The organism is Arenimonas sp., from assembly GCF_022842045.1.
Classification (GTDB): domain Bacteria; phylum Pseudomonadota; class Gammaproteobacteria; order Xanthomonadales; family Xanthomonadaceae; genus Arenimonas.
This window is the reverse complement of record NZ_JALHQI010000043.1, coordinates 1-25,281: the sequence shown is the minus strand read 5'-3', so window position 1 is coordinate 25,281 and position 25,281 is coordinate 1. Positions and strand designations below refer to the sequence as shown.

Annotated in this window: 27 protein-coding genes; 19 read left to right on the top strand and 8 right to left on the bottom strand. The window is 70.4% G+C overall.

The window, feature by feature from the left end:
- From minC to Q0C12_RS10015, 6 genes are all read left to right on the top strand, one after another.
- Positions 1-390, top strand: a 390-nt coding sequence (gene minC / locus Q0C12_RS10040; RefSeq protein ID WP_290889761.1) for a septum site-determining protein MinC, incomplete at its 5' end; no start/stop codon positions are given.
- Positions 391-437: 47 nt separating this feature from the next.
- Positions 438-1,247, top strand: a complete 810-nt coding sequence (gene minD, locus Q0C12_RS10035; protein ID WP_290889758.1) for a septum site-determining protein MinD — start codon at positions 438-440, stop codon at positions 1,245-1,247.
- 3 nt (positions 1,248-1,250) lie between these two features.
- Entirely contained in the window at positions 1,251-1,523 is a 273-nt protein-coding gene (minE, locus tag Q0C12_RS10030) for a cell division topological specificity factor MinE (protein ID WP_034211919.1), read from the top strand.
- 5 nt (positions 1,524-1,528) lie between these two features.
- Positions 1,529-2,050 (top strand): hypothetical protein, encoded by a 522-nt coding sequence (locus Q0C12_RS10025; RefSeq protein ID WP_290889753.1) that lies wholly within the window; start codon positions 1,529-1,531, stop codon positions 2,048-2,050.
- Between the two features lie 134 nt (positions 2,051-2,184).
- Positions 2,185-4,113 (top strand): M2 family metallopeptidase, encoded by a 1,929-nt coding sequence (locus Q0C12_RS10020; protein ID WP_290889750.1) that lies wholly within the window; start codon positions 2,185-2,187, stop codon positions 4,111-4,113.
- 165 nt (positions 4,114-4,278) lie between these two features.
- Complete coding sequence (locus Q0C12_RS10015; RefSeq protein ID WP_290889748.1) at positions 4,279-5,343, top strand: aromatic ring-hydroxylating dioxygenase subunit alpha; 1,065 nt, start codon at positions 4,279-4,281, stop codon at positions 5,341-5,343.
- Here Q0C12_RS10015 and Q0C12_RS10010 read toward each other — a convergent pair.
- Entirely contained in the window at positions 5,328-6,527 is a 1,200-nt protein-coding gene (locus tag Q0C12_RS10010) for a multidrug effflux MFS transporter (protein WP_290889746.1), read from the bottom strand. The genes Q0C12_RS10015 and Q0C12_RS10010 overlap by 16 nt on opposite strands.
- Positions 6,528-6,616: 89 nt before the next feature.
- On the opposite strand from Q0C12_RS10010, the gene Q0C12_RS10005 reads away from it, so the two are divergent.
- Both Q0C12_RS10005 and parC read left to right on the top strand, forming a co-directional pair.
- On the top strand, positions 6,617-8,470 hold the full coding sequence (locus tag Q0C12_RS10005) for an ABC transporter ATP-binding protein/permease (RefSeq protein WP_290889743.1): 1,854 nt from the start codon (positions 6,617-6,619) through the stop codon (positions 8,468-8,470).
- Positions 8,471-8,483: 13 nt separating this feature from the next.
- Positions 8,484-10,736 carry a DNA topoisomerase IV subunit A gene (gene parC, locus Q0C12_RS10000; protein WP_290889740.1) on the top strand — a complete coding sequence of 751 codons (2,253 nt, stop codon included), beginning with the start codon at positions 8,484-8,486 and terminating at the stop codon, positions 10,734-10,736.
- A gap of 19 nt (positions 10,737-10,755) precedes the next feature.
- Here the strand turns inward: parC and Q0C12_RS09995 are convergent, their stop codons facing one another.
- Positions 10,756-11,316, bottom strand: coding sequence for a hypothetical protein (locus Q0C12_RS09995; protein ID WP_290889738.1), 561 nt, complete (start codon positions 11,314-11,316; stop codon positions 10,756-10,758).
- Positions 11,317-11,493: 177 nt separating this feature from the next.
- Here Q0C12_RS09995 and Q0C12_RS09990 point away from each other — a divergent pair, with 177 nt between their 5' ends.
- The 9 genes from Q0C12_RS09990 to Q0C12_RS09950 all read left to right on the top strand — a co-directional run bounded on the left by Q0C12_RS09990 (position 11,494) and on the right by Q0C12_RS09950 (position 17,666).
- The gene (locus Q0C12_RS09990) at positions 11,494-11,676 is read left to right on the top strand and encodes a hypothetical protein (RefSeq protein ID WP_290889735.1); all 183 of its coding nucleotides are present in this window, start codon (positions 11,494-11,496) and stop codon (positions 11,674-11,676) included.
- 57 nt (positions 11,677-11,733) lie between these two features.
- The gene (locus Q0C12_RS09985) at positions 11,734-12,825 is read left to right on the top strand and encodes a c-type cytochrome (protein WP_290889732.1); all 1,092 of its coding nucleotides are present in this window, start codon (positions 11,734-11,736) and stop codon (positions 12,823-12,825) included.
- On the top strand, positions 12,822-13,232 hold the full coding sequence (locus tag Q0C12_RS09980; RefSeq protein WP_290889729.1) for a hypothetical protein: 411 nt from the start codon (positions 12,822-12,824) through the stop codon (positions 13,230-13,232). The genes Q0C12_RS09985 and Q0C12_RS09980 overlap by 4 nt, the downstream gene beginning before the upstream one ends.
- 51 nt (positions 13,233-13,283) lie before the next feature.
- Positions 13,284-13,694, top strand: a complete 411-nt coding sequence (locus tag Q0C12_RS09975) for an MAPEG family protein (protein ID WP_290889726.1) — start codon at positions 13,284-13,286, stop codon at positions 13,692-13,694.
- 61 nt (positions 13,695-13,755) lie between these two features.
- A complete protein-coding gene (locus Q0C12_RS09970) occupies positions 13,756-14,226 on the top strand; it encodes a DUF1456 family protein (RefSeq protein ID WP_290889723.1) in 471 nt (156 codons plus the stop codon).
- Between the two features lie 121 nt (positions 14,227-14,347).
- Positions 14,348-14,533: a hypothetical protein gene (locus Q0C12_RS09965; protein WP_290889721.1), complete on the top strand. Its 186-nt coding sequence runs from the start codon at positions 14,348-14,350 to the stop codon at positions 14,531-14,533.
- 4 nt (positions 14,534-14,537) lie between these two features.
- Positions 14,538-15,077, top strand: coding sequence for a DUF924 family protein (locus Q0C12_RS09960; protein ID WP_290889719.1), 540 nt, complete (start codon positions 14,538-14,540; stop codon positions 15,075-15,077).
- A gap of 80 nt (positions 15,078-15,157) precedes the next feature.
- Positions 15,158-17,275, top strand: a complete 2,118-nt coding sequence (locus tag Q0C12_RS09955) for a TIR domain-containing protein (RefSeq protein ID WP_290889716.1) — start codon at positions 15,158-15,160, stop codon at positions 17,273-17,275.
- The gene (locus Q0C12_RS09950; protein ID WP_290889713.1) at positions 17,262-17,666 is read left to right on the top strand and encodes a hypothetical protein; all 405 of its coding nucleotides are present in this window, start codon (positions 17,262-17,264) and stop codon (positions 17,664-17,666) included. The genes Q0C12_RS09955 and Q0C12_RS09950 overlap by 14 nt, the downstream gene beginning before the upstream one ends.
- Here the strand turns inward: Q0C12_RS09950 and asnB are convergent.
- Positions 17,656-19,356: an asparagine synthase B gene (asnB, locus tag Q0C12_RS09945; RefSeq protein ID WP_290889710.1), complete on the bottom strand. Its 1,701-nt coding sequence runs from the start codon at positions 19,354-19,356 to the stop codon at positions 17,656-17,658. The two genes, Q0C12_RS09950 and asnB, sit on opposite strands and share 11 nt — an antisense overlap.
- 91 nt (positions 19,357-19,447) lie before the next feature.
- Positions 19,448-19,573, bottom strand: coding sequence for a hypothetical protein (locus Q0C12_RS09940; RefSeq protein WP_290889708.1), 126 nt, complete (start codon positions 19,571-19,573; stop codon positions 19,448-19,450).
- A gap of 43 nt (positions 19,574-19,616) precedes the next feature.
- On the opposite strand from Q0C12_RS09940, the gene Q0C12_RS09935 reads away from it, so the two are divergent.
- A complete protein-coding gene (locus tag Q0C12_RS09935; RefSeq protein ID WP_290889705.1) occupies positions 19,617-22,016 on the top strand; it encodes a penicillin acylase family protein in 2,400 nt (799 codons plus the stop codon).
- A gap of 160 nt (positions 22,017-22,176) precedes the next feature.
- Complete coding sequence (locus Q0C12_RS09930) at positions 22,177-22,608, top strand: hypothetical protein (RefSeq protein ID WP_290889702.1); 432 nt, start codon at positions 22,177-22,179, stop codon at positions 22,606-22,608.
- 24 nt (positions 22,609-22,632) lie between these two features.
- Here the strand turns inward: Q0C12_RS09930 and dapE are convergent, their stop codons facing one another.
- The 4 genes from dapE to Q0C12_RS09910 form a co-directional block, all read right to left on the bottom strand.
- A complete protein-coding gene (dapE, locus tag Q0C12_RS09925; protein ID WP_290889700.1) occupies positions 22,633-23,763 on the bottom strand; it encodes a succinyl-diaminopimelate desuccinylase in 1,131 nt (376 codons plus the stop codon).
- Positions 23,760-24,119, bottom strand: a complete 360-nt coding sequence (locus tag Q0C12_RS09920) for a Spx/MgsR family RNA polymerase-binding regulatory protein (protein ID WP_290889697.1) — start codon at positions 24,117-24,119, stop codon at positions 23,760-23,762. Before Q0C12_RS09920 ends, dapE begins: the two co-directional genes overlap by 4 nt.
- Positions 24,116-24,979: a 2,3,4,5-tetrahydropyridine-2,6-dicarboxylate N-succinyltransferase gene (gene dapD / locus Q0C12_RS09915; RefSeq protein WP_290889694.1), complete on the bottom strand. Its 864-nt coding sequence runs from the start codon at positions 24,977-24,979 to the stop codon at positions 24,116-24,118. The genes Q0C12_RS09920 and dapD overlap by 4 nt, the downstream gene beginning before the upstream one ends.
- Positions 24,939-25,281, bottom strand: a 343-nt coding sequence (locus tag Q0C12_RS09910; RefSeq protein WP_290889691.1) for an ACT domain-containing protein, incomplete at its 5' end; no start/stop codon positions are given. The genes Q0C12_RS09910 and dapD, both read right to left, overlap by 41 nt.

The following is a 25,281-nucleotide window of genomic DNA, read 5'->3' as shown; positions in this document are numbered from 1 at the left end:
CCGCGCAAGGCCGCCGCCGAACCCACCCCGCCCCCGGCCGCCGCGCCGGCCCGCGCCGCCGAGCCGGGCCTGATGCACGTGCACCCGGTGCGCTCGGGCCAGCAGGTCTACGCCCAGGACCGCGACCTGACCGTGTGCGCCACGGTGGGTGCCGGCGCCGAGGTGATCGCCGACGGTTCGATCCACGTCTACGGCGCCCTGCGCGGCCGCGCCCTCGCCGGCGCCGGCGGGCTGGCCTCGGCCCGCATCTTCTGCCGTGAATTCCACGCGGAGCTGGTCGCGGTGGCCGGGCACTACAAGGTGCTGGAGGAAATCCCCAGGGACCTGCTCGGCAAGCCCGTGCAGATCTGGCTCGAGAATGACAAGCTGCACCTCGCGCAGCTCGACTGAAACCCCATTAGAAGCGCGCCCAGAGCGCACCGTTACGGAGAAGAACATTGGCTGAAATCATCGTTGTGACCTCGGGCAAGGGCGGCGTCGGCAAGACCACCACCAGCGCCAGCATCGCCTGCGGCCTGGCCAAGGCCGGCAAGAAGACCGCCGTGATCGACTTCGACGTCGGCCTGCGCAACCTCGACCTGATCATGGGCTGCGAGCGCCGCGTGGTGTACGACTTCGTCAACGTCGTCAACGACGAGGCCAACCTCAAACAGGCCCTGATCAAGGACAAGCGCTTCGAGAACCTGTTCGTGCTGGCCGCGTCGCAGACCCGCGACAAGGACGCGCTGACCATGGAAGGCGTCGAGAAGGTGCTCAAGGCCCTGGCCGACGAAGGCTTCGACTTCATCGTCTGCGATTCCCCGGCCGGCATCGAGAAGGGCGCCTTCCTGGCGATGTACTTCGCCGACCGCGCCGTGGTGGTGGTGAACCCGGAAGTGTCCTCGGTGCGCGACTCCGACCGCATCCTCGGCCTGCTGGCCTCCAAGACCCGCAAGGCCGAGAAGGGCGAGCGCGTGCAGGAGCACCTGCTGCTGACCCGCTACAGCCCGAAGCGGGTCGAGGCCGGCGACATGCTGTCGATCGGCGACGTGCAGGAAATCCTCGGCCTCGACGTGGTCGGCGTCATCCCGGAATCGCCCGAGGTGCTGCAGAGCTCCAACGCCGGCGTGCCGGTGATCCTGGACGAGACCTCGCCCGCGGGCCAGGCCTACACCGATGCCGTCGCCCGCATCCTCGGCGAGGAGCGCCCGATGCGCTTCACCACCGTCGAGAGGAAGGGTTTCTTCTCCAAGATGTTCGGGGGTTGAGCCATGGGCATCCTTGATTTCCTCACCCAGCGCAACAAGAACACCGCCAACGTCGCAAAGAACCGCCTGCAGATCCTGATCCAGCAGGAGCGCTCGATGCGCGGCGCGCCCGACTACCTGCCGCTGCTGCAGCGCGAGCTGCTGGAAGTGATCCGCAAGTACATCAACGTCGACTCCGACGCGGTGAAGGTCGGCCTGCACAAGGACGGCGACAACGAGCTGCTCGACATCTCGGTCGCGCTGCCCGAGAAGGCCGCGCCCGCCGCCAACGGCTGATCGCGATGGCGGGCGACGACGCGACGGCATCGGCGCCCGCCGGTGCCGTTTCCGCATCCGGGGCCCACGCGGCCGCGGTGCTGACGCTCGCCGACATCGGCTTCGAAGCCCCTGCGGCCCTGCTGGCGCGCCACGGCCTGGCGCTGGCCCGGGTGCCCGATGGCCAGCCCATCCCGGGCAGCTACTGGGGCGAATGCGAAGCCGGGCTGATCGGCTGCACCGTTTACGCCCGGTCCGACACCCCGGTGCACTCGCTGCTGCACGAGGCCTGCCACCTGCTGGTGATGCCGCCCGAGCGCCGCGCCGCGGTGCACACCGACGCCACCGATTCGGTGCCCGAGGAAGACGCCGCCTGCTGCCTGCAGATCCAGCTGGCCGACCAGCTCCCCGGCGTGGGCCGCGACCGCCTGATGGCCGACATGGACGCCTGGGGCTACAGCTTCCGCCTTGGCTCCGCCCGCGCCTGGTTCGAACACGACGCCGAGGACGCCCGCGCCTTCCTCGCCGCCCGCGGCCTGCTCCCCTGACCCCGACCCTGTAGGAGGGAATTCATTCCCTCCTACAGGGGCGCGGGGCGGCTTGCGGCGGGCGGCCCGGCGGTCTAGCCTTCCGGCACCCTGCCCTGCGCAGAGCCTCCCGACCCGAACCCGGAGTTTGCCCCGTGAAATCCCAACGCGCCCTGCTGGCGCTCGCCATCTCCACCAGCCTGCTGCTTGCCGCCGGCTGCAGCACCTCCGACACCGACCAGGGCGCGCCCGGCCAGGCCGGCAGCGAGGATGCCGACGCCTTCGTGGCGCGCGTGAACAAGACCATCAAGGACATGACGCCGGAAATGACCTCGGCGGCGTGGCTGGGCGCGACCTACATCAGCGACGACAGCCAGCGCCTCGAGGCCGCGGCCAACGAGCGCTGGCTGGGCAAGAACAACGAGTTCGTCGAGCAGGCCAAGACCTACGACCCCGCGGGCCAGAACCCGGCCACCGCGCGCGCGCTGCACCTGCTCAAGGTCAGCGCCTCGATGCCGGCCCCGCGCGACCCGGCCCAGCTCAAGGAGCTCACCGACATCGCCAGCCGCATGGGCGCGACCTACGGCGCCGGCAAGTGGTGCGTGGGCGATGACTGCAAGGACATCGGCCAGGTCAGCGAGATCCTCGCCGACACCGAAGGCAGCAGCTACGAGGAAATGAAGGCCGCGTGGGAAGGCTGGCACACCATCGCCCAGCCGATGCGCAAGGACTACCAGCGGTTCGTCGAACTGACCAACCAAGGCGCCAAGGAAATGGGCTTCGCCAACACCGGCGACGTCTGGCGCGCGGGCTACGACATGCCGGCCGACGACTTCAAGGCCGAGGCCGACCGCCTCTGGGGCCAGGTGCAGCCGCTGTACGAGCAGCTGCAGTGCTACACCCGCGAGAAGCTGGTGTCGAAGTACGGCGAGCAGGGCTCGGTGGACGGCATGATCCCGGCCCACCTCACCGGCAACCTGTGGCAGCAGGACTGGGGTTCGCTTTGGCCGCTGCTCGAGCCCTACCAGGGCGTCGGCAGCCTCGACATCACCAGCGCCCTGCAGAAGCAGCGCGACGCCATCCTGGCCGGCCTGGTCGCCGACGCCGGCGGCATGGGCAAGCTGACCGCTTCGCAGCAGGTCGAACTCGAGCGCAAGGCCGACCTCGAGATGGCCACCCGCATGACCAAGCTGGCCGAGAGCTTCTACACCGGCCTGGGTATGCCCGCGCTGCCGGAGAGCTTCTACGCCAAGTCGATGCTTACCCAGCCGCGCGACCGCGACGTGGTCTGTCACGCCAGCGCCTGGCAGATGAACTCGGACGCGTCCGACGTTCGCATGAAGATGTGCATCAAGCCGACCGAGGAAGAGCTCACCACGATCTACCACGAGCTCGGCCACATCTATTACTACCTGGCCTACAAGGACCAGCCGCCGATGTTCCAGACCGGCGCGCATGACGGCTTCCACGAGGCCATCGGCGACACCATCGAGCTGTCGATGACGCCGGACTACCTGGCCTCGATCGGGCTGGTCGACAAGCCTGCCCTGAGCCAGGAGGCGGTGATCAACTCGCAGATGCGCATGGCCCTGGCCAAGGTCGCCTTCCTGCCGTTCGGCCTGATGATCGACCAGTGGCGTTGGGGCGTGTTCGACGGCTCGATCGCGCCGGACCGCTACAACGCGGCCTGGTGGGAGCTGAAGGCGAAGTACCAGGGCGTGGCCCCGGCCGGCGGCCCGCGCGGCGAGGAGTTCTTCGACGCCGGCGCCAAGTACCACGTGCCGGGCAACACGCCGTACACGCGCTACTTCCTGTCGCACATCCTGCAGTTCCAGTTCTACAAGTCGCTGTGCGATGCGTCCGGCCACACCGGCCCGCTGTACACCTGCTCCTTCGCCAACAACCCGGAAGCGGGCAAGCGCTTCTGGGCGATGATGCAGCGCGGCGCCAGCCAGCCCTGGCAGCAGACGCTGAAGGAGCTGACCGGCGGCGAGCAGATGGACGCCTCGGCGGTGCTGGAGTATTTCGCGCCGCTGCAGGCCTGGCTCAAGGAACAAAACGAAGGCAAGACCTGCGGCTGGTAAGCCGCCAGGTCCTGACCCTCTGGTCCCGCCGCCCCGTCTTCAGACCCGGCGGCGTCAGACGGGGCCCCGGCCCCGTCCCTGTAGGAGGGAATTCATTCCCGAAGCTCTTGGCCAAAAGCTTCGGGAATGAATTCCCTCCTACATCATTTGAAGGCACCGGCCATCATGAACCCGAAGCTCCCCGATTCCCTCGCCCCGCAGCCCCTGTCGCACGCGCTGTCGCTCGACGCGGCGTTCTATACGGGCGAAGGCATGGTGGCGCGCGACCGCGAGGCGGTGTTCGCGCGCAGCTGGCAACTGGTCGGGCATGAAACCGCGCTGGCGAACGCCGGCGACCACCTGGTCACCGACGTCGGCGGCATCCCCGTGGTGGTTATCCGCGACACCGAAGGCCGGCTTCGCGCCTTCCACAACGTCTGCCGCCACCGCGCCGGGCCGCTGGCCACCTGCGACGGCAAGGGCGCCAAGGTGCTGCGCTGCAAGTACCACGGCTGGACCTACACCCTGGAGGGCGTGCTGCGCAGCGCGCCCGAGATGCAGGCGACGGAGGACTTCGATGTTTCCGACGTTCGCCTGCCCGAATTGCGCATCGACACCTGGCAGGGCCTGGTGTTCGTCGCGGGCGACGGCGCGGTGTCGTTCGAGGACTTCCGCCGCGGGCTCGACGGCCCGCTGCGCGGCCTGTCGCCGAAGGACTACGTCTTCCACAAGCGCTTCCGCTACGAGGTCGCCTGCAACTGGAAGATCTACTGCGACAACTACCTCGAGGGCTACCACGTCCCGCACATCCACCCGGGCCTGAACAGCCTGCTGGACTACCGGCAGTACGTCACCGAGTGCGGCGACTGGTTCTCGTACCAATACAGCCCGCTGGCCAGCGACGCCGGCCTTTACGGCGACGGCGACGCGGTCTACTACTTCATCTACCCGAACACGATGCTCAACCTGCTGCCGGGCCGGCTGCAGACCAACCGCGTGCTGCCGCTGGGCGCCGACCGCTGCATCGTCGAGTTCGACTACTACTACTCACCGGGCGAAGACGCCGCGGCCCGGCACCAGGCCGACCACGACTTCGCGCACCAGGTGCAGGACGAGGACGTCGAAATCTGCGAACACGTCCAGCGCGGCCTCGCCTCCGGCTCCTACGTCCCGGGGCGACTCAATCCCCTGCGCGAGAACGCCGTCCACCACTTCCACGAACTCCTCCGCGCCGCCTACCGCGCGGAGTGAGCGAGGTACCAGCGCCAGAGGGCGTAGGCGACGGCAGTGAAGGTGGCGGCGGTGATGGCGAGCGCCAGGCCGCTGTGGCTGACCAGGGGCGAAAGCAGGCCGGCGATGGCGGCGTTCGAGACCAGGCCGACGAAGGCCTGCATGGACGAGGCGCTGCCACGCTGGCGCGGGTACATGTCCAGGATCGACAGCGTGACGATCGGGAACACCAACGCGATGCCGAAGGCACCCAGCGCCGTCGGCAGCACCGCCCAGGGCAGCGTGGGCGAATCGGTTAGCGCGTTGTAGCCGACGTTGTAGGCCGCGGCCACGCCGCAGCACAGGAAGCCCCACTCCACCAGCCGCCGCCCGCTGACCCGCCCCGCCGCGCGGCCGCTGGCGAAGGCGCCGAGCATCATGCCGCCGATGGTGGGAGCGAAGAACCACACGAAGTCCTGCTCGCCCAGCCCCAGCAGGTCCATCACGAAGGCCGGCGCGGATGCGATGTACAGGAACAGCGCACCGAAGTTGGCCGTGCCGGCCAGCGTCAGCAGCCGGAAGCTGCGGTTGGACAGCATGCCGCCGTAGTCGCGCGCCAGCGTGACCGGGTGCAGCGGCACGCGCTGCTCCGGCGGATGGCTTTCGGGCAGGCCCCACGCCGTGAGCACCAGCAGCAGCACACCGAAGCCGGCCAGGAACCAGAAGATGCCGTGCCAGTCGGAGAACCCCAGGATCCACCCACCGATCACCGGCGCGATCGCCGGCGCGATGCCGAAGATCATCGATATCTGGCTCATCAGCCGCTGCGCGTCGTCGCCCTGAAGGCAATCGCGCACGATCGCGCGCCCTACGATCAGGCCGACGCCGGCCGACAACCCCTGCAGCGCGCGGTAGACCAGCATCGTGGCCATGTCGGTGGCCAGCGCCGCGCCGACCGAGGCCAGCGTGAACACCACGATGCCCGCCAGCAGCACCTTCTTGCGCCCGATCGCATCCGAGATCGGGCCATGGAACAGCGACATCGCCGCATAGCCGACCAGGTACACGCTGATGGTCTGCTGCATGGCGACCTTGCCGACGTCCAGGTCGGCGGCCATCGCGGGAAAGGCCGGGAAGACGGTGTCGATCGAGAACGGGCCGAACATCGCCAGGCCGCCCAGGATGAAGGCCAGCCGCGCGCGCGAGATGGAGAGATGGGGGATCATCGGAAACCAGGACGGAAAACCGTGCCAGCATACAATCCCGCCTACCCCGCCGCTTGAACCCGGGCGCCAAGACCCCCATCCGAGCGGCCATGACCGACACCCCGAGCGCCAACCCCGAAGCCCCGCCGGTCGCCGAACGCAGCCTCGCCGCGATACTGCGCGAACTGGGCCCGTTCCTGAAGCCCTACCTCGGCCGCATCCTGCTGGCGATGGCCTGCCTGGTGGCGGCCAAGCTGGCGAACCTGGGCGTGCCGCTGGTGCTCAAGGCACTGGTGGACGGGCTGGACGTCGAGCCCTCGCTGCTCGTGCTGCCGGTGGGCCTGCTGCTGGCTTACGGCGCGGCGCGCCTGTCGGTGACGCTGTTCACCGAACTGCGCGGCATCGTCTTCGCCCGGGTGATGGCGCGCAGCTCGCGCACGGTGATGCTGCGCGTGTTCCGGCACCTGCACGCGCTCAGCCTGCGCTTCCACCTCAACCGCCGCACCGGCGGCGTGGCCCGCGACGTCGAGCGCGGCGGCACCGCCATCTCCGACCTGCTCGACTGGACCATCTACACCATCCTGCCGACCCTGCTCGAGATCACGCTGGTCACCGCCGTGCTGGTCTGGGCCTACGACTGGGGCTTCGCCGCGATCACGCTGGGCACGATCGCGGTGTACGTGGCCTGGACCATCCGCATCACCGAGTGGCGCACGCGCTTTTACCGCGCCGCGGTCGAGGCCGACACCCGCGCCAGCGCCCGCGCGGTGGATTCGCTGCTCAACTACGAGACGGTGAAGTACTTCAACAACGAGGACCACGAGGCGCGCCGCTACGACGAGCACCTGGTGCAGATGGAAGAGGCCTCGGTGAAGAGCCTCAAGTCGCTGGCGGTGCTTAACCTGGGCCAGAGCGCCATCGTCGCGATCGGCATCACCGCGCTGATGTGGCGGGCGGCGGCCGGCGTGGCCGCGGGCACGATGACGATCGGCGACCTGGTGCTGGTGAACGCCTACCTGCTGCAGCTGTCGGCGCCGCTGAACTTCCTGGGCATGGTGTATCGCGAGGTGAAGCAGGCGATCACGAACATCGAACGCCTGTTCGGGCTGCTGGACGAGGCGCAGGAAGTGCGCGACCGCCCGGATGCGCGCGCCCTGGTGACGCACCAGCCGCAGGTGGAGTTCGACGACGTCCGCTTCGGCTACGACGGCCGCCGCGAGATCCTGCACGGCGTCAGCTTCAGCATCCCGCCGGGCGGCACGCTGGCGGTGGTGGGGCACTCGGGCAGCGGCAAGTCCACGCTCTCGCGCCTGCTGTACCGCTTCTACGAGATCCAGTCCGGCGCCATCCGCATCGACGGCGAGGACCTGCGCGAACTGCGGCAGGACAGCGTGCGCGCGGCGATTGGCATCGTCCCGCAGGACACCGTGCTGTTCAACGACAGCATCCGCTACAACATCCGCTACGGCCGGCCCGAGGCCAGCGACGCCGAGGTCGAGGCGGCGGCGCGCTCGGCCCACATCCACGACTTCATCCTGTCCCTGCCCGACGGCTACGACAGCGAAGTGGGCGAGCGGGGCCTCAAGCTCAGCGGCGGCGAGAAGCAGCGCGTGGCCATCGCGCGCGCGCTGCTGAAGAACCCGGCCATCCTGATCTTCGACGAGGCGACCTCGGCGCTCGACTCCGCCAGCGAACAGGCCATCCAGGACGAACTCGACCGCATCGCCGTCGGCCGCACCACCCTGGTCATCGCCCACCGCCTGTCCACGGTGATGGACGCCGACGAGATCCTGGTGCTCGACCAGGGCCGCGTGGTCGAACGCGGCAGCCACGCCGCCCTGCTCGCCGCCAACGGCCACTACGCCCGCATGTGGCGCCTGCAGCAGCAGGAAGCCCCCGCGGAGCCAGGTTCGGAACCTGACCCCGCGACTGCCGGTAGAATGACGCCATCGTTACCGCCTTGAGCCTGACCCCCGCATGACCGAGCCTGCCCGCCCCACCTTCCACGGCTTCGAACAGATCCCGCTGCGCGAGTACGCCGAGCGCGCCTACCTCGACTATTCGATGTACGTGGTGCTCGACCGCGCCCTGCCCTTCCTGGGCGACGGCCTCAAGCCGGTGCAGCGCCGCATCATCTACGCCATGAGCGAGCTGGGCCTGGGCGCCACCGCCAAGCCCAAGAAGAGCGCGCGCACCGTCGGCGACGTCATCGGCAAGTTCCATCCGCACGGCGACAGCGCCTGCTACGAGGCGCTGGTGCTGATGGCCCAGCCCTTCTCGTACCGCTACCCGCTGATCGAAGGCCAGGGCAACTTCGGCTCCACCGACGACCCGAAGTCGTTCGCGGCGATGCGTTACACCGAGTCCAAGCTCACCCCGATCGCCGAAGTGCTGCTGGGCGAACTCGCGCAGGGCACGGCGGACTGGGTCCCGAACTTCGACGGCACCCTGCAGGAGCCCAGCTGGCTGCCGGCGCGCCTGCCGCACCTGCTGCTCAACGGCACCACCGGCATCGCGGTCGGCATGGCCACCGACATCCCGCCGCACAACCTCAACGAGGTGGTGAGCGCAGCCATCCGCCTGCTCGACGACCCCGACGCCAGCGTGCGTGAACTCTGCGAGCACGTGCGCGGCCCCGACTACCCCACCGCCGCCGAGATCATCACGCCCGCCGCCGACCTGGTGCAGATGTACGAGACCGGCAACGGCAGCGTCCGCGCCCGCGCCACCTGGACGCGCGAGAACGCCAACATCGTCATCACCCACCTGCCCTACCAGGTCTCGCCCTCGAAGATCATGGAGCAGGTGGCGATGCAGATGCGCGCCAAGAAGCTGCCCTGGCTCGAGGACCTGCGCGACGAGTCCGACCACGAGAACCCGGTGCGCCTGGTGCTGGTGCCGCGCAGCAACCGCGTCGACTTCGACGCGCTGATGGGCCACCTGTTCGCCACCACCGACCTGGAGAAGAGCTTCCGGGTCAACTTCAACATCATCGGCCTCGACGGCCGGCCGCAGGTCAAGAACCTCAAGGCCTTCCTGTCGGAATGGCTGATGTTCCGCACCGACACCGTGGCGCGCCGCCTGCGCCACCGCCTCGAGCGCGTCGAGCGCCGCCTGCACCTGCTCGAAGGCCTGCTCATCGCCTTCCTCAACCTCGATGAAGTCATCCGCATCATCCGCACCGAGGACGAGCCCAAGCCGGTGCTGATGGCGCGCTTCGGCCTCAGCGACGACCAGGCCGAGTACATCCTCGAGACCAAGCTCAAGCAGCTCGCGCGCCTGGAGGAAATGAAGATCCGCGGCGAGCAGGACGAGCTGGCCAAGGAAGCCGAGAAGATCAAGGGCATCCTTGAGTCCAAGGCCAAGCTCAAGAAGCAGGTCAAGGACGAGCTGCTGGCCGACGCCAAGAAATTCGGCGACGCCCGCCGCTCGCCGCTGGTGCAGCGCGAGGCCGCGCAGGCCATCAGCGAAACCGAGCTGGTGCCGAGCGAGCCGGTGACCGTGGTGCTGTCGAAGAAGGGCTGGATCCGCAGCGCCAAGGGCCACGACGTCGAGGCCGCGGCGCTGAGCTACCGCGATGGCGACGGGCTGCTGCAGGCGGTGCGCGGGCGCAGCACGCAGCAGGTGGCCCTCCTCGATTCCACCGGCCGCAGCTATTCCACGCTGGCGCACACCCTGCCCAGCGCGCGCGGCAACGGCGAGCCGCTCAGCGGCCGCTTCGCGCCGCCGGCCGGCGCCAGCTTCGTCGGCCTCGCGGTGGCGGAGAACGAGGCACGCTACGTGGTGGCCTCCAGCTGGGGCTACGGCTTCGTCACGAAGTTCGAGAACTTCACGGGGCGCAACAAGGCCGGCAAGGCCCTGATCAATGCCGACGACGCCGCCGACATCCTGCCGCCGGTGCCGGTGGCGGACGCCAAGAGCGACTGGATCGTCAGCATCACCAGCGCCGGCCACCTGCTCGCTTTCCCCATCAGCGAGCTGCCGGAACTCGACAAGGGCAAGGGCAACAAGCTGGTGCAGATCCCGCCGGCCAAGCTCAAGTCAGGCGAGGAAAAGGTCATCGCCGTTGCCAGCGTGAAGCAGGGCGGCGAGCTGACCATCTACTCCGGCCGCCAGAAGCTGGTGCTGGGCTGGCGCGACCTGCAGGCCTACGAGGGCGCCCGCGCCAGCCGCGGCAACCTGCTGCCGCGTGGCTTCACCAAGGTCGACCGCGTCGAAGCCAGCGCGTGACCCAAGAACGGGGTCAGGTTCAGTTCCTGACCCCGTTATTGTTATGGCGGGCGGCGAGACGGAACAGGCGCGCCGCCGCCAGCCACACCGCGCACATGAGGGCGGTGAACACGAACACGACACCCAGCCCCGTCAGCCACGCGTAAAGGCATACCGCCACTTGCACCACGGCGGTGGCCACCATCACCCAAGCCATCGGTTGCGGGCGGAACAGCACCAGCAGCGAGCCCACCATCGCCAGCGCGACCACGTAGAAGAACAGGCCGTTGGCGGGGTTGTCCTCGGGGCCGAGGATGCCGACCGCCAGGTTCGCCCAGAGCGTGAAGAAGCAGGCCCCTGCCGCCAGCGCGGCGGCGACCATGTAGGCGTTGTTGCGGGCGATGCGCGCGGCAATCTCGTAGGCCGTGCACACGGCCAGCAGCATCACGCCCATCACGATGAAGTCGGCGCCGGTCCAGTCCACTTCGTCGGTGAACTGCATCGCCACCCCCGGCAGCAACAGCAACGCGGCCGCGCCGCCCCACACCAATGCCCGCACGATGCCGCCGCGCAATTGATCCTGCTCGAGGATGCCTGCCATGTCCTTCTCCCTGCCCGGCGCCACGCCCGGGCGGGCCGGCCAACGGGAACAGCATGGGCAGGATATCTGGCTTTTCGCGGGCAGCCGTGGGTCGATCCCGGGGCGTCGACGGTCACATCCGCCCCGCACCGCCGTCCGGACCAGACAGGCCCGGCCGTCCCGGGCCGGAGACTCGCCATGCCCCTGCCCCGCTCCCTCCTGGCCTTCCTTGCGCTGGTCGCCCTCGCCTTCGTGGCCATCCTCGGCTGGCTGGCCTGGCACGGCCTCTGGTCCACCGCGGCGATGGTCGCCGCCCCGGTGGGCGGCGGCCTGCTCGTTTGGGCGGCCGCGCTTCGACGCCGCGCCGGGCGGATGCCCTGACGGCCTGCCCCGCGCGGCGCCGGCGTTATAGTCGGCAGGTCCCGACCGGAGCCACCCATGGGCCAGACCTCGCTCGTCCGCCGCCTCCCGGCCCTGCTCCTGCTGGCCGCGCTGGCACCCTTGCCCGCGCAGGCGCAGCGCACGTCGCCGCAGCTCACGCCGGAACAGAGCGAGGCCGCCGCCGCGCGCTACCAGCAGTACTGCGCGCTCTGCCACGGCCCCGACCGCGCCGGCCACGCCAACGACCACGCGCCCTCGCTGAAGTCGGCGTCGCTGATCGCCACCGGCACGCCCGTCGTCATCGGCGAAGCCATCGCCTACGGCCGCCCCGGCACGCCGATGGGCGCCTACCACGTCGAAATGGGCGGCCCGCTGACGCGCCAGGAAATCCGCGAGTTGGCCTTCTGGCTGATGGACATGGCGCCCACCGACCCGATCGAGGTCGCCGACCGCGTCGAGGGCGACATCGCGCTTGGCGCCGAGGTTTACGGCGAGCATTGCGCCAGCTGCCACGGCGCGCAGGGCGAAGGCGGCACCGGCACCGCGCTGGGCAATGCCACCATGCTCGCGCTGACGCCCGACGGCTTCCTTCGCCACGCCATCGAGAACGGCCGCGAGGGCACGCCGATGGTCGCGTTCAAGGACGTGCTGAGCCCCGTACAGATCGACGGCGTCACCGCCTTCCTGCGCAGCCGCAGCGCCGGCTGGGAAGTACCGGAGCCCAAGCGCCACACCCCGCCGCCGCTCGATGCCTACGTCATCAACCCGGATGCCGCCGCGCCGTCCTTCACCCTCACCGACGGGCTGTACGTCAGCGCCGCCGAGCTCGACCGCGAACTCAAGGCGCGCAAGCGCATGGTGCTGCTCGACACCCGCGTCACCTCGATGTGGGAGCGCGCCCACATCGAAGGCGCCGTGCCGGGCCCCTACTACGCCAGCCGCGAGGAAGTGATGGCGAACCTGCCCACGGACGGCACCTGGATCGTGGCGTACTGCGAATGCCCGCGCGCCGCCGCCGAATCGGTGGTGCGGCGACTTCGCGAGGCCGGCGTGCAGAACACCGCCGTGCTCTGGGAAGGCATCCAGGGCTGGGTGAGCCTGGGCTACCCGGTCGTGCAAGGCAAGGCCGCGACGCCGCCGACCCCATGAACAAGGCGATGGCCGCCCCGGGACTGGCGTGGATGCTGGCGTTTGCCGCCGGCCCGGCGCAAGCGAGCGGTTCGCCGATCGGCGACGAACTCGGATACTTCGCGGCCTGGATGGGCCTCGCCGCGCTGCTCTTCGCGGCCAGCCTGGTGCTGGCAATCCGTCGTGCCCGGTGGCGCGGCGCGCGTTCCGGCTGGCTCCATCTCGGCGGCGCGGTGCTGATGCTGCCGGTCGGCGCGATGCTGTCGCTCGCGCTGTTCTCCACGCGATTCGGCGCCAGCCTCTCGACGATCGGTTCGATCCTGGCCGCCACGCTGCTGCCCACGCTGGCGCTGTGGCTTGCCTTCCTGGCGGCCATCCATTCCGATGACCAGCGCGAAGAGAACCGCGCCTGGAAGTCCACCCGTTGAGCGCACCAGATCGCGCGCCCCTGCCATGAAGAACATCCTGGAGTCCGCTGCATGAGCCCCACCCTGTTTACCCTCACCGCCTTCATCGCCTGGGCGCTCTTCCTGCTGGTGCTGATGGAGGCCATGCGCTCGAACCTGGTGCTCACCCGCCAGGTGGCGCCGACCGGATTCACGCCCGACAACGCCGGGCTGTCGCCCTTCATGCAGCGGCTGGCACGCGCCCACGCCAACTGCCTCGAGGGCCTGCCGATCTTCGGCGGCCTGATGCTGGTGGCGCTGGTGAGCGAACGCACGGCGGTCACCGATCCGCTGGCCTATGCCTTCCTCGCTGCGCGCGGGCTGCAGTCGGTCACCCACCTCGCGTCGGCGTCGGCCGCGGCGATCACGCTGCGATTCACCTTCTTCGTGGTGCAGATGGTGATCGGCGTGGTTTGGACCTGGGGCCTGCTGGCCGCGGGCTGAGCCCGGGCGCGGCTGCTATCCTGCGCACCCCGCCGGCCCCGGCGCCCCGCCCGGAACCCCGATGATCAACAACGACGTCCTGCGCAGCGTGCGCTTCATGCTCGACCTCGCCGACGCCACCATCATCGAGGTGACCAAGCTGGCCGACCCCGCCTTCGACCTGGTGCGCGACGACGTCGCCGCCTACCTCAAGCGCGAGGGCGAGGAAGGCTTCGAGGAATGTCCCGAGGAGGTGCTGGCGCATTTCCTCGATGGCCTGGTGATCCACTACCGGGGCGTCGACCCCACGCGGCCGCCGCGCCCGGTGGACAAGCGCATCACCAACAACCTGGTGCTGAAGAAGCTGCGGGTCGCGTTCGAGCTCAAGGACGGCGACATGCACCAGGCCTTCGCCGACGCCGGCCACCCGGTGTCCAAGCCCGAGCTCTCGGCCTTCTTCCGCCAGCCCGGCCACAAGAACTACCGCGCCTGCGGCGACCAGCTGCTGCGCAACTTCCTCAAGGGGTTGACGATGCGCAGCCGCGGGGTCTGAGCCAGCGCGTCGCCGCGCTGCGTGGCGGGGATCAGCGTGGCGCGCCAAGCGAGGCTTGCATCACCGCCGGGCTGCGCCTAGTTTGGACCCGCCCCCCCCCCGGCCCACCACGAGGTTCCCCATGAAGCTGCTCGCCATCGCCCTGTCCGTGATCGCCCTGTCCGCCTGCGGCTCCATCCCGGCCGGCCAGCCCTACCGGGGCGGCGACACCGTCCTGGTCTGCCACAAGGGCAAGAAGACCATGGAGCTGCCGGCCAACGCCGCCGAAGCCCACATCAACCACGGCGATCGCTACGGCCGCTGCTGAGCCCATGGCGCCCGAGGCCATCCTGGCGTTCTGGTTCGAGGAGACCGCGCCCGCGCGCTGGTGGAAGGTCGATCCAGCGTTCGACGACGAGGTGCGCGCACGTTTCGGCGGCGTGCTGCAGCAGGCCGCCGCCGGCGAATGCCACGCCTGGCGCCGCGACGCGAAGGGCCGTCTGGCGGAAGTGATCGTGCTCGACCAATTCCCGCGCAACATCCACCGCGGCAGGCCCGCGGCCTTCGCGCAGGACGCCATGGCACTGGTGCTGGCGCAGGAGGCGATCGCGGCACGCGCGCTGGCCGCGCTCTCGCCGGTCGAGCGCAGCTTCCTGCTGCTGCCCTTCATGCACAGCGAGTCGCGCGCCATCCACGCCTGGGCCGAAGCCCTGTACCGCGAGCATGCGCCGCCGGAAAACCTCGACTTCGAGCTCCGGCACAAGGCCATCATCGACCGCTTCGGTCGCTACCCCCACCGCAACGCGATCCTCGGCCGGACCTCCACGCCCGAGGAAACCGCCTTCCTGGCCGAGCCCGGATCGAGCTTCTGATGGCGTAGGATGGCGGCAGCCCGGTGCCGGGCGGTCCATCGCCGGCGCCGGCCGCGTCGTGTGCCAGGGGCGGGGACCGCATGGCGACCGAGAGGCGATACCGCGCATTCATCAGCTACAGCCACGCCGACGAGGCCGCGGCGCGCTGGCTGCAGCGCGCCCTCGAGGGCTACCGACCGCCCTCCAGCCTGCACGCCAGCCACCCGGGACTGCCGGCCCGCCTCTACCCTGTGTTCCGCGACCGTGACGAGCTTGCCTCGGCGCATGACCTTTCCGACGCCATCCGCCAGGCGCTGGATGATTCCGACGCATTGGTGGTGGTGTGCTCGCCGGCGGCGGCGACGTCGCGCTGGGTGGACGAGGAGATCCGTTACTTCCGCGCCTCCGGCCGGGGCCACCGGATATTCTGTTTCCTGGTCGCGGGCCAGCCGCGTGCGGACGCGCCGGACTGCGCGTTCCCGGCCGCCATGCTGCGCGACGCGCACGGCGAACCGCTGCACGAGCCACTGGCCGCCGACGCCACGCCCGCGGGCGACGGCCGCCGCAACGCCCTGCTGCGGATCGCCGCTGGCCTGCTCGACGTCGGCGTGGATGAACTGAAGCGACGCGACGCCCAGCGCCAGGCGCGGTTCTGGGCCGGCATGGCCACGGCCTCGCTGCTGGTGGCGGCGGTCACGGTCGGGCTCGCGCTGTACGCGTTCAAGTCGCGCCAGGAGTCGGAGCTGCGTCGCCAGCAGGCCGAGGCGCTGATCGGCTTCATGCTCGGCGACCTGCGCCAGAAGCTCGAGCCAATCGGCAAGCTCGACCTGCTCGACTCGGTCGGCGACGAAGCGATGGGCTACTTCACCACGCTGGGCGAGCGCGGCACGCCGTCCGAGCTGCTCGCGCGCGCGGTGGCGCTCAAGCAGATCGGCGACGTGCGCTTCAACCAGGGCAAGCTCGAGGCCGCGCTCGCCTCGTTCGAGCAGGCGCTGTCACAGTCCCGCCAGCTGCACGAGGCCGAACCGGAGAACAACGACTACCTCTACGAGCTGGGCCAGGCCGAGTTCTGGGTCGGCTACGTGGCCTGGGAGCGCGGCCGGCTCGACCAGGCCGAAGAGGCCATGCGCAACTACCTCCGCCACAGCCTGGCCCTGCGCCTGCGCGAGCCGGACAACCCCGACTACAACCTCGAGCTGTCCTACGCCTACTCCAACCTTGGCAGCCTGTCGCGCGCGCGCGGCGACGCCAAGACGGCGCTGGCCTACTTCGGGCTCTGCCGCGAGATCACGGAGCAGGAGCTGGCCAAGTCCCCCGGCGACCCGGCGCTCACCATCGCGCTGGCGGAAACCTGGTCTTGGATCGGCTCCACCACCTTCGACGACGGCGACCTGCAGGGCGGCGAGCGCGGCTTCGCGGAAGTAACGCGCCTGCTGCAGCCACTGCACGAACGCGGCGACGACGTCCACGCCACCGACCTGCTGGGCCGCAACCTGATCTTCCAGGCCAACGCCCAACTGGAGCTGGGCCGGGTGGAGCTGGCCGCCGACCACATCGCCCGCGGCGAGGCGATCTTCGCCGCGCTCACCGCCCGCGACCCGCAGAACGCCTCATGGCAGCGCAGCGCGCACCGCGCGGGGCTGACCCGGCTGGGCCTGCAGCGGCCCGCGCAGTGGTCGCCCGGCCAGGCGGAGGCGCTGCATGGCCTGGTGGCCGGCCTGGCCGACCTGGCCGACCAGGACCCGACCAACGCCGGCGTGGCGGTCGACCTGGCGCAGGCGTTGCGGCTGAAGGCATTGCGGGCCTTGGCCGTTGGCGACACCCATGCCGCCGTCGCCGCCGCGGAGGATGCGCACCGGCGCATGCAGGCCCTGGTCGCCGGCACCGACTACTCGGCGCAGCGGCTGGTGGAGCTGGCGCGGGCCGCCGAGGTGCTGGGCACGGCCCAATCCGCCCGCGGCGACCATGCCGCCGCCCGCGCCACCTGGGCCGAGGCGGCCGAGCGGCTCGACCGCCAGGCGCAGCGGACCTTCGAGTTCAACCCCGTGCGCCGGCTGCTGGCCATCAACCTTGGCCAGTCCCGGGAGCTTGCCGCGTTGCAAGGAGTGCTCGACCAGGCCGGATACCGCGATCCCCGAATGGATCCGGCCTATACCCTCACCGGATCCTTCCGGCCAGAAGAAGACACGACAAGAGGACCTACCGATGCGACGTTCTGAGCTGATTCCGCGCCTGCTCTTCGCCGGGCTGCTTTCGCTGCCCGTGCTCGCCGCCGCCCAGCGCGGCCCCGACTTCAAGGTCGACCTCGATCCCGAGACCTGCGTGTTCTCCGGCGGCAGCGACGGTGCCGGCAACGTCGAGACCGCCGCCGGCAGCGGCAACAGGATGATCCAGGTGCGGCTGGGCAACCCGCGCGAATGGGGCATCGCCGATGTCCGCTTCGACGGCGAGGGCCAGGAGCAGATGGTTCACGCCGGCGGCGGCGCGGCCCACGTGGTCAACATCTTCAACCGCAACGACGGGCCCGCCGACGTGAAGTACTCGGTCGTGGTGCAGAACCGGGCCACCGGCGAGACCCGCGACTGCGACCCGCGCATCATCAACCGCTGACCGGCACGCGCCGCGGCCCGCCGGTCGCGGCGCGATGCACGCCGGCCACGGCGCGGCCCGAGGGGTCGGCTGCCGCCGCGAAGGCCGGGTCCCAGGCGATCGCCGCCGGCGACGAACAGGCGATCGACTTGCCGCCCGGCACCGTGCGCGCGCAGGCCTCGCCCGGGAACTCGCGCTCGAACTGGTCGCGGTACCAGTAGGCCTCCTTGGTGGCCGGCGGATTCACGGGGAAGCGCAGCGACGCCTCGGCCAGCATCGCGTCGCTGACCACCGCCTCCGCCCTCGCCTTCAGGCCGTCGATCCAGCCGTAGCCGACGCCATCGCTGAACTGCTCCTTCTGGCGCCAGAGGATCGCGTCGGGCAGCACGCCGGCGAAGGCCTCGCGCAGCACCGCCTTCTCGATGCGCCCGGCGCCGGCCATCTTGGCGGTGGCATCCATCGACATCGCCAGGTCGAGGAACGCGAGGTCCAGGAACGGCACGCGCGCCTCCACGCCCCAGGCCATCATCGCCTTGTTGGCGCGCAGGCAGTCGAACTGGTGCAGGGCGTCGAGCTTGCGCACGCACTCCTCGTGGAAGCTGCGCGCATCCGGCGCCTTGTGGAAGTACAGATAGCCCCCGAAGATCTCGTCGGCGCCCTCGCCGCTGAGCACCATCTTCACCCCCATCGCCTTGATGCGCCGCGCCAGCAGGTACATGGGCGTGGACGCGCGCACCGTGGTGACGTCGTAACTCTCGATGTGGCGGATGACGTCAGGCAGCGCGTCCAGCCCTTCCTCGAAGGCGTAGGTGAACCCGTGGTGCACCGTGCCCAGCGCCTTCGCGGCGACCTCGGCCGCGGCGAGGTCGGGCGAACCCGGCAGGCCGATCGCGAAGGAATGCAGGCGCGGGTACCAGGCCTCGGCGCCGTCGTCGTCCTCGATCCGCCGGCGGGCGAAGCGCGCGGCGCAGGCGGCCACCAGGGAAGAATCCAGCCCGCCGCTGAGCAGCACGCCGTAGGGCACGTCGGTCATCAACTGCCGGTGCACGGCCTGCTCCAGGGCGCCGCGCAGCGCGTCCGGCGCGACGGTGACGCCTGCGGTGGCGTCGTACCCCCGCCAGGCGCGCTCGTGGTAACGCGTCAACGCGCCCGTGGCGGTGTCGTAGACGTGGCCCGGCGGGAACCCGGCAACGTCACTGCAGTGCCGCGCAAGCGCCTTCATCTCGGACGCCACCCAGAGCCTCCCGTCGCCGTCGTGGCCCCAGTAAAGCGGGCAGACGCCCATCGGGTCGCGCGCGATCACCGCGCGCCCCGCGTCCGCATCCCACAGCGCGAAGGCGAAGATGCCGTTCAAGCGCGCGATGCCCGCGGTGCCCTGCTCGCGGTACAGCGCGTTGATCACCTCGCAGTCGGAGCCCGACTGGAACGCGTAGGGTCGCGCCAGCCCGCGCTCGAGTTCGCGGTGGTTGTAGATCTCGCCGTTCACCGCCAGCGCCAGCGCACCGTCGGCCGAGCGCAGCGGCTGGGCGCCGCCGGCCGGGTCGACGATGGCCAGGCGCTCGTGCACCAGCAGGCAGCGTGGTTCGGCGAAGACGCCGGACCAGTCGGGCCCGCGGTGGCGCTGGCGCGCCGACAGGGACAGCGCCAGCGGCCGCAGCGGCCGCAGGTCGGCGCCGGGGCGCAGGTCGAACACACCGAGTATCGAACACATGGGTCGGGCTCCTGGTTGGTTTTTGCGACGCAAACGGAAACGGCCCGCACTTGGTCAGTGCGGGCCGTCGTGGACTGGTGGCGGGGGCTAGCTAGCGCGCCAAGTCGTCGACCCGCGGACGGGGACGATTGTTGTTATTGGCGTTGTTGGCGTTCGCGCAGGCGCCGGCGGCCCGGGACGGGTTCACGCGGAGGGCGATGGCGGCGATGCGGGACATGGGCCATCCTAGGCACGGTCTTCCTTCGCAATCAAGCCACCCCATGCGCAAAGCACTCCGGTTCGCGTCCCGACTGCTCCTCTTCGTGTTGCTCCTGGCCCTGCTGGCGGCGATCGCGGCGTGGTGGCTGGCGCGCGGCAGCCTGGCCACGCTGGACGGATTGCAGTCGCTCGAAGGCCTGTCGGCGCCGGCGACGGTGACCCGCGATGCGCTCGGCATCGCCACCGTGGAAGCGGCGAACGAAGCGGACGCGGCGCGTGCGCTCGGCTTCCTGCACGCGCAGGAGCGCTACTTCGAGATGGACCTGCTGCGGCGCTCGGCCGCCGGCGAACTGTCGGCGCTGTTCGGTCCTCTGGCCCTGGAGCGCGACAAGGAGGTGCGCGTGCACCGGCTGCGCGCACGGGTGGACGATTCCCTGCGGCAGATCGCCGGCGACCGGCTGCCGGTGCTCGAGGCCTATCGCGACGGCGTCAACGCCGGCCTGCTGGCGCTGGATCGCAAGCCCTGGCCCTACTACCTGCTCCAGGCCGAGCCCGAGCCGTGGACGGTGCCCGACATCGCGCTGGTCGGCTATGCCATGTTCTTCGACCTGCAAGACGAAACCAACTCGCGCGAACTGGCGCTGTGGCGCATCCGCGAAGTCGTGCCGGCGCCGCTCTACGACCTGATCGCCACCGACGGCAGCGAGTGGGATGCGCCGCTGTTCGGCCAAGCGCGCGGCAACGCGGTGCTGCCCGGCGCCGACGTGCTCGACCTGCGCACGCTGCCGGTGCCGGACGACAACGGCGACTACGACCTGTCCGAGCCGGCGGCGCCCGGCAGCAACAACTTCGCGGTGGCCGGCTCGCGCACCGCCGACGGCCGCGCCATCGTCGCCAACGACATGCACCTGGGCCTGCGCGCGCCCAACCTGTGGTTCCGCGCGCGCATGAAGTACCCGGATGCGCGCGCCCCCGGCGGCCAGGTCGACGTCAGCGGCTTCACCCTGCCTGGCATCCCGGCGGTGATCGTGGGCAGCAACACGCACGTGGCCTGGGGCTTCACCAACAGCTATGGCGATTGGCTGGACTTCTACCGCGTCGAGTTCACCGACGAGGACAAACTGAAGTACCGCGTGCCCGACGGCGTCGCGGCGCTGCGCGTGGCCAGCGAGTGGATCCAGGTCAAGGGCGGCGAACCGATTGAACTGAAGGTGCGCGAGACGCGCTGGGGCCCGATCACGCGCGAGCTGCCCGACGGCACCGCGCTGGCGCTGCGCTGGACCGCGCAGCTGCCGGGCTCGCTGAACTTCGGCCTCGCCGACCTGGCTTACGCCGGCAATCTCGACGAAGGCCTGGCGGTGGCCGACACCGCCGGCATCCCGGCCCAGAACCTGATGATGGCCGACCGCCACGGCCGCATCGCCTGGCGCCTGACCGCGCAGATGCCCGAGCGCGCCGGCACGTGTGCGCCGCAGTCGCCGCTGCGGGTCGCCGACGCCTGCCGCTGGGCCGGCTGGCTGCCGCCGACCGAGAACCCGAGCCTGGTGGATCCTGCCGACGGCGTGCTGTGGACCGCCAACGCCCGCGTCGTGGATGGCGAAGCGCTGGCGCTGGTCGGCGATGCCGGCTATGCCAACGGCGCGCGGGCCCGGCAGATCCGCGACTTCCTGCGCGAAAAGCCGGTGCTGTCCGAGCCCGACCTGCTGGCGCTGCAGATGGACGACCGTGCGCTGTTCCTCGCGCGCTGGCACCAGCTGCTGGTGGACGAAGCCGCGCGCACCGGAAACGCCGACCTGCAGGCGATCGCCGCCGCGTCGGCCGACTGGAACGGTCGCGCCAGCGTCGACAGCGCCGGCTACCGCCTGGTGCGCGGCTGGCGTTTGGCGGTGGTCGAACGCATCCAGAACGGCCTCATGGCGCCGGCCCAGGCTGCGCTGGGCGACGATTTCGTGATGCCGGACCTGCCGCAAATGGAAGCCGTGGCCTGGCCGCTGCTGCAGGCGCGGCCCGCGCACCTGCTGCCGCGGCGCTTCGATAGCTGGGACGCGCTGCTGGCCGACGCCGCGCGCGAACTCCGCGTCCAGCTCGAAAGCGCCGGCCCGCTGGCCGAGCGGCGCTGGGGCGAACGCAACACCGCGCGCATCTGCCACCCGCTGGCGGGCGCCCTGCCCGGCCTGCTGCGCGGTGCGCTGTGCATGCCGGCCGAGCCGCTGCGCGGCGATGGCCACATGCCGCTGGTGCAGTCGCCCGGCTTCGGCGCCAGCCAGCGCATGGTCGTCTCGCCCGGCCGCGAGGCCGAGGGCTACGGGCACATGCCAGGCGGCCAGAGCGGGCACCCGCTGTCGCCGTTCTGGGGCGCCGGGCATGCGGCCTGGGTGCGGGGCGAGCCGACGCCCTTCCTGCCGGGCGAGCCGACCCATCGCCTGGCCCTGGAACCCGCCGCGCCGACTCCAGAAATGTGAGCAATTTCACATTTCGGTGAGCGAAAGCTGACAGGCGTCACGAATTGGGTCATAAACGGCCCACTGCCCGGCAAGCTCCGCCGGCGCAGCGACGGGTGGATCGCCGTCAGGGGGAGCGATTCGCCTCACCGATATTTTTTGCACGGCGAGGTGGATTCACATGCAATTCCTGATCGTTCTCCTGACGCAGTGGCGTCGCGCGATGCTGGCCCGCCAGGCCGCGGCAGTGCGCCTGGCCGTGCAGGCCATGAGCGCCGAGCAGCGCAAGCAGACCACCGACCTGACCCTCGCCGAGATCCAGGCCGCCGCGCGCCTGCCGATACCGCACCTGCATGGCGACAACGAGGCCACGCCCTACCGCCCCTGGTCCCCGGTGGCCTCGGTCGCCGCGGCGCGGGCCAAGGATCGCTCCATCCAGCTGCGCCAGCGCAGCATCGCGCTCTGGCTGGCGGTGGTTTACCACGAGACCCGCGGCGCCACGAACGAGGGCCTGATGGCCGTGCACCGCGAGGTGCTGGGCATCCTGCGCGAGCTCAAGGACCACAAGCCGGCCGCGGCCACCGAACGGGCCTGGTTCAACCAGGCCGCCTGAGCATGGGAGGGCGGTAAGCGGAGGTCAGCGGGAAAGCAGTCGCTCGGCGATGGCTCGGTAAAGCGCGGGGAGGCGCTCGAGCTCGGCCACGGCGACGCGCTCGTCGACCTTGTGGATGGTGGCGTTGACGGGACCCACCTCCACCACCTCGGCGCCCAGGGGCGCGATGAAGCGGGCGTCCGAGGTGCCGCCGCCGGTGTTTTCGTCCGGCGTCGTGCCGCACTGCTCCACCAGCACCGCACGCACGGCCGCGCGCAGCCGGCCCTCGCGGGTCAGGAAGGGTTCGCCGCCGCGGTGCCAGCGCAGGCCGTACTGCAGGCCGTGGCGGTCGAGCACCGCATGCACCTCGCGCTCCAGCGCCTCGGCCGACCAGCCCGGGTTGTAGCGGAAATTGAACAGCACCTCGCAGTGCCCGGGGATCACGTTGTTGGCGCCCGTGCCCGCGTGGATGTTCGAAACCTGGAAGCTCGATGCCGGGAATTCCGGGTAGCCCTCGTCCCAGCGCCGCGCCGCGAGTTCGGCCAGCGCCGGCATCGCCTGGTGGATCGGGTTGCGGGCTTTATCCGGGTAGGCCACGTGGCCCTGGATGCCGTGTACCGTGAGCGTGCCCGACAGCGTGCCGCGGCGGCCGACGCGCAGCAGGTCGCCGAGCACCTCCTTCGAGGACGGCTCGCCCGTGACGCAGAAGTCGATGCGGCGGCCCGTGGCGCGGAAATGGTCGGCGACCTTGCGCACGCCATCGATGGCATCGCCCTCCTCGTCCGAGGTGAGCAGCAGCGCGACCGTGCCCGGATGGTCCGGGTTGGCGGCCACGAACTGCTCGAGCGCCAGCACGAACGCGGCCACGCTGCCCTTCATGTCGGCGGCGCCGCGGCCGTAGAGATAGCCGTTGCGGATCGTCGGCGTGAAGGGATCGCTGGTCCAGGCCTCGCGCGGCCCCGGTGGCACCACGTCGGTGTGGCCGAGGAAGCACAGCACCTCGCCGCCGTCGCCGTGGCTGGCCCAGAGGTTCTTCACCGCGCCGAAGTCGATCTGCTCGCAGCGGAAGCCGGCGCGGGCCAGCCGCTCCGAGATCATCGCCTGGCAGCCGGCGTCGTCGGGCGTCACCGACGGGCGCGCGATCAGGTCGTTGGTGAGGGCCAGCACGTCGCTCATTTCTTGATCCCGAACCGAAGCTTCCAGCCGTTGTCGGTGAATCCTACGCTGACCGTGCCGTCGTCGGTCACCAGCACCGGGCGCTTGATGAGCGCGGGGTGCTCCTTCAACAGCAGCGTCCACTCCGGGTCCGAGGCCGGCGACTTGCGCGCCTCCGGCAGCTGGCGCCAGGTCGTGGAGGCCTTGTTGATGAGCTTGTCCCAGCCGCCCAGCTGCGCGGCCCAGGCCTTGAGCGTCTCCGGCGGCACGCGGTTCGCCCGGTAGTCGACGAACTCGTGCGCCAGCTCGAAGCGCTTGAGCCAGTTGCGCGCCTTCTTGCAGGTGTCGCAGGTATCGAGGCCGTAGACCGTGGTCATTCCACCGCGCCCCGCAGCAGTTCGTTCACCGAGGTCTTGGCGCGCGTCTTAGCATCCACCTGCTTGACGATGACCGCGCAGTACAACGAGTACTTGCCGTCGGCCGAAGGCAGCGAACCCGAGACCACCACGCTGCCGGCGGGCACGCGGCCGTAGGTGATCTCGCCGGTGGCGCGGTGGTAGATGCGGGTGCTCTGGCCGATGAACACGCCCATGCCGATCACGCTGCCCTTCTCCACCACCACGCCTTCCACCACTTCCGCGCGGGCACCGATGAAGCAGTCGTCCTCGATGATGGTGGGGCTGGCCTGCAGCGGCTCGAGCACGCCGCCGATGCCGGCGCCGCCCGAGAGGTGGCAGTTCTTGCCGATCTGCGCGCAGCTGCCCACCGTGGCCCAGGTATCGACCATGGTGCCGGCGCCGACGTGGGCGCCGATGTTGACGAAGCTCGGCATCAGCACCACGTCCTTGCCAATGTGGGCGCCGGCGCGGACGATCGCGCCCGGCACCACGCGCGCGCCCAGCTTCTGGAAGTCGCCTTCGTCGAAGCCTTCGAAGCGCAGCGGCACCTTGTCCCAGAACGGCGCCGGATAGCTTTCCACCAGCTGCATGTCGTTGACGCGGAAGTACAGCAGCACGGCCTTCTTCAGCCACTGGTTCACTTCCCAGCCCTTGCCGGCCGGCACCGCCACGCGGGCCTTGCCCGATTCGAGCAGCGCGATCGCTTCTTCCACCGCCGGGCGGGTGGAACCCTCGATCTCGGCGGCGCTCAGCGTCGCGCGGCGTTCGAACGCGTCCTCGATGATCGCCTGCAGCTGCTCAAGGGCGGGCTTCTTTCTTGCCATGGTCCGTCTCTCCATCGACGCAGGCCACGATGGCCTGGCTCAGCTTGTCCAACAGGGCCTGGTCCTCGACGGCGCGGTCGCGCTCGTCGGTGAGCAGGAAGAAATCCTCTACCTTCTCGCCGAAGGTGGCGATGCGGGCATCGTGCACGCGCAGCCGGTGCTGGCGCAGCACCTGGGCCACGCCGGCCAGCAGCCCGGGCTGGTCGGTGCAGACCAGGCTCATGCGGGTGCGACGGCCGTCGGCCACGGTGTCGAAGGCGACGCGGGCGGGCACGCGGAAGTGGCGCAGCTGCCGCGGCGCGGCGCGGCGCACCGGG

Coding starts and splice junctions, on each gene's coding strand:
- minE (WP_034211919.1), top strand. CDS start 1,251: ATGGGCATCCTTGATTTCCTCACCCAGCGCAACAAGAACACCGCCAAC.
- Q0C12_RS10025 (WP_290889753.1), top strand. CDS start 1,529: ATGGCGGGCGACGACGCGACGGCATCGGCGCCCGCCGGTGCCGTTTCC.
- Q0C12_RS10015 (WP_290889748.1), top strand. CDS start 4,279: ATGAACCCGAAGCTCCCCGATTCCCTCGCCCCGCAGCCCCTGTCGCAC.
- Q0C12_RS10010 (WP_290889746.1), bottom strand. CDS start 6,527: ATGATCCCCCATCTCTCCATCTCGCGCGCGCGGCTGGCCTTCATCCTG.
- Q0C12_RS10005 (WP_290889743.1), top strand. CDS start 6,617: ATGACCGACACCCCGAGCGCCAACCCCGAAGCCCCGCCGGTCGCCGAA.
- parC (WP_290889740.1), top strand. CDS start 8,484: ATGACCGAGCCTGCCCGCCCCACCTTCCACGGCTTCGAACAGATCCCG.
- Q0C12_RS09995 (WP_290889738.1), bottom strand. CDS start 11,316: ATGGCAGGCATCCTCGAGCAGGATCAATTGCGCGGCGGCATCGTGCGG.
- Q0C12_RS09990 (WP_290889735.1), top strand. CDS start 11,494: ATGCCCCTGCCCCGCTCCCTCCTGGCCTTCCTTGCGCTGGTCGCCCTC.
- Q0C12_RS09985 (WP_290889732.1), top strand. CDS start 11,734: ATGGGCCAGACCTCGCTCGTCCGCCGCCTCCCGGCCCTGCTCCTGCTG.
- Q0C12_RS09980 (WP_290889729.1), top strand. CDS start 12,822: ATGAACAAGGCGATGGCCGCCCCGGGACTGGCGTGGATGCTGGCGTTT.
- Q0C12_RS09975 (WP_290889726.1), top strand. CDS start 13,284: ATGAGCCCCACCCTGTTTACCCTCACCGCCTTCATCGCCTGGGCGCTC.
- Q0C12_RS09970 (WP_290889723.1), top strand. CDS start 13,756: ATGATCAACAACGACGTCCTGCGCAGCGTGCGCTTCATGCTCGACCTC.
- Q0C12_RS09965 (WP_290889721.1), top strand. CDS start 14,348: ATGAAGCTGCTCGCCATCGCCCTGTCCGTGATCGCCCTGTCCGCCTGC.
- Q0C12_RS09960 (WP_290889719.1), top strand. CDS start 14,538: ATGGCGCCCGAGGCCATCCTGGCGTTCTGGTTCGAGGAGACCGCGCCC.
- Q0C12_RS09955 (WP_290889716.1), top strand. CDS start 15,158: ATGGCGACCGAGAGGCGATACCGCGCATTCATCAGCTACAGCCACGCC.
- Q0C12_RS09950 (WP_290889713.1), top strand. CDS start 17,262: ATGCGACGTTCTGAGCTGATTCCGCGCCTGCTCTTCGCCGGGCTGCTT.
- asnB (WP_290889710.1), bottom strand. CDS start 19,356: ATGTGTTCGATACTCGGTGTGTTCGACCTGCGCCCCGGCGCCGACCTG.
- Q0C12_RS09940 (WP_290889708.1), bottom strand. CDS start 19,573: ATGTCCCGCATCGCCGCCATCGCCCTCCGCGTGAACCCGTCCCGGGCC.
- Q0C12_RS09935 (WP_290889705.1), top strand. CDS start 19,617: ATGCGCAAAGCACTCCGGTTCGCGTCCCGACTGCTCCTCTTCGTGTTG.
- Q0C12_RS09930 (WP_290889702.1), top strand. CDS start 22,177: ATGCAATTCCTGATCGTTCTCCTGACGCAGTGGCGTCGCGCGATGCTG.
- dapE (WP_290889700.1), bottom strand. CDS start 23,763: ATGAGCGACGTGCTGGCCCTCACCAACGACCTGATCGCGCGCCCGTCG.
- Q0C12_RS09920 (WP_290889697.1), bottom strand. CDS start 24,119: ATGACCACGGTCTACGGCCTCGATACCTGCGACACCTGCAAGAAGGCG.
- dapD (WP_290889694.1), bottom strand. CDS start 24,979: ATGGAGAGACGGACCATGGCAAGAAAGAAGCCCGCCCTTGAGCAGCTG.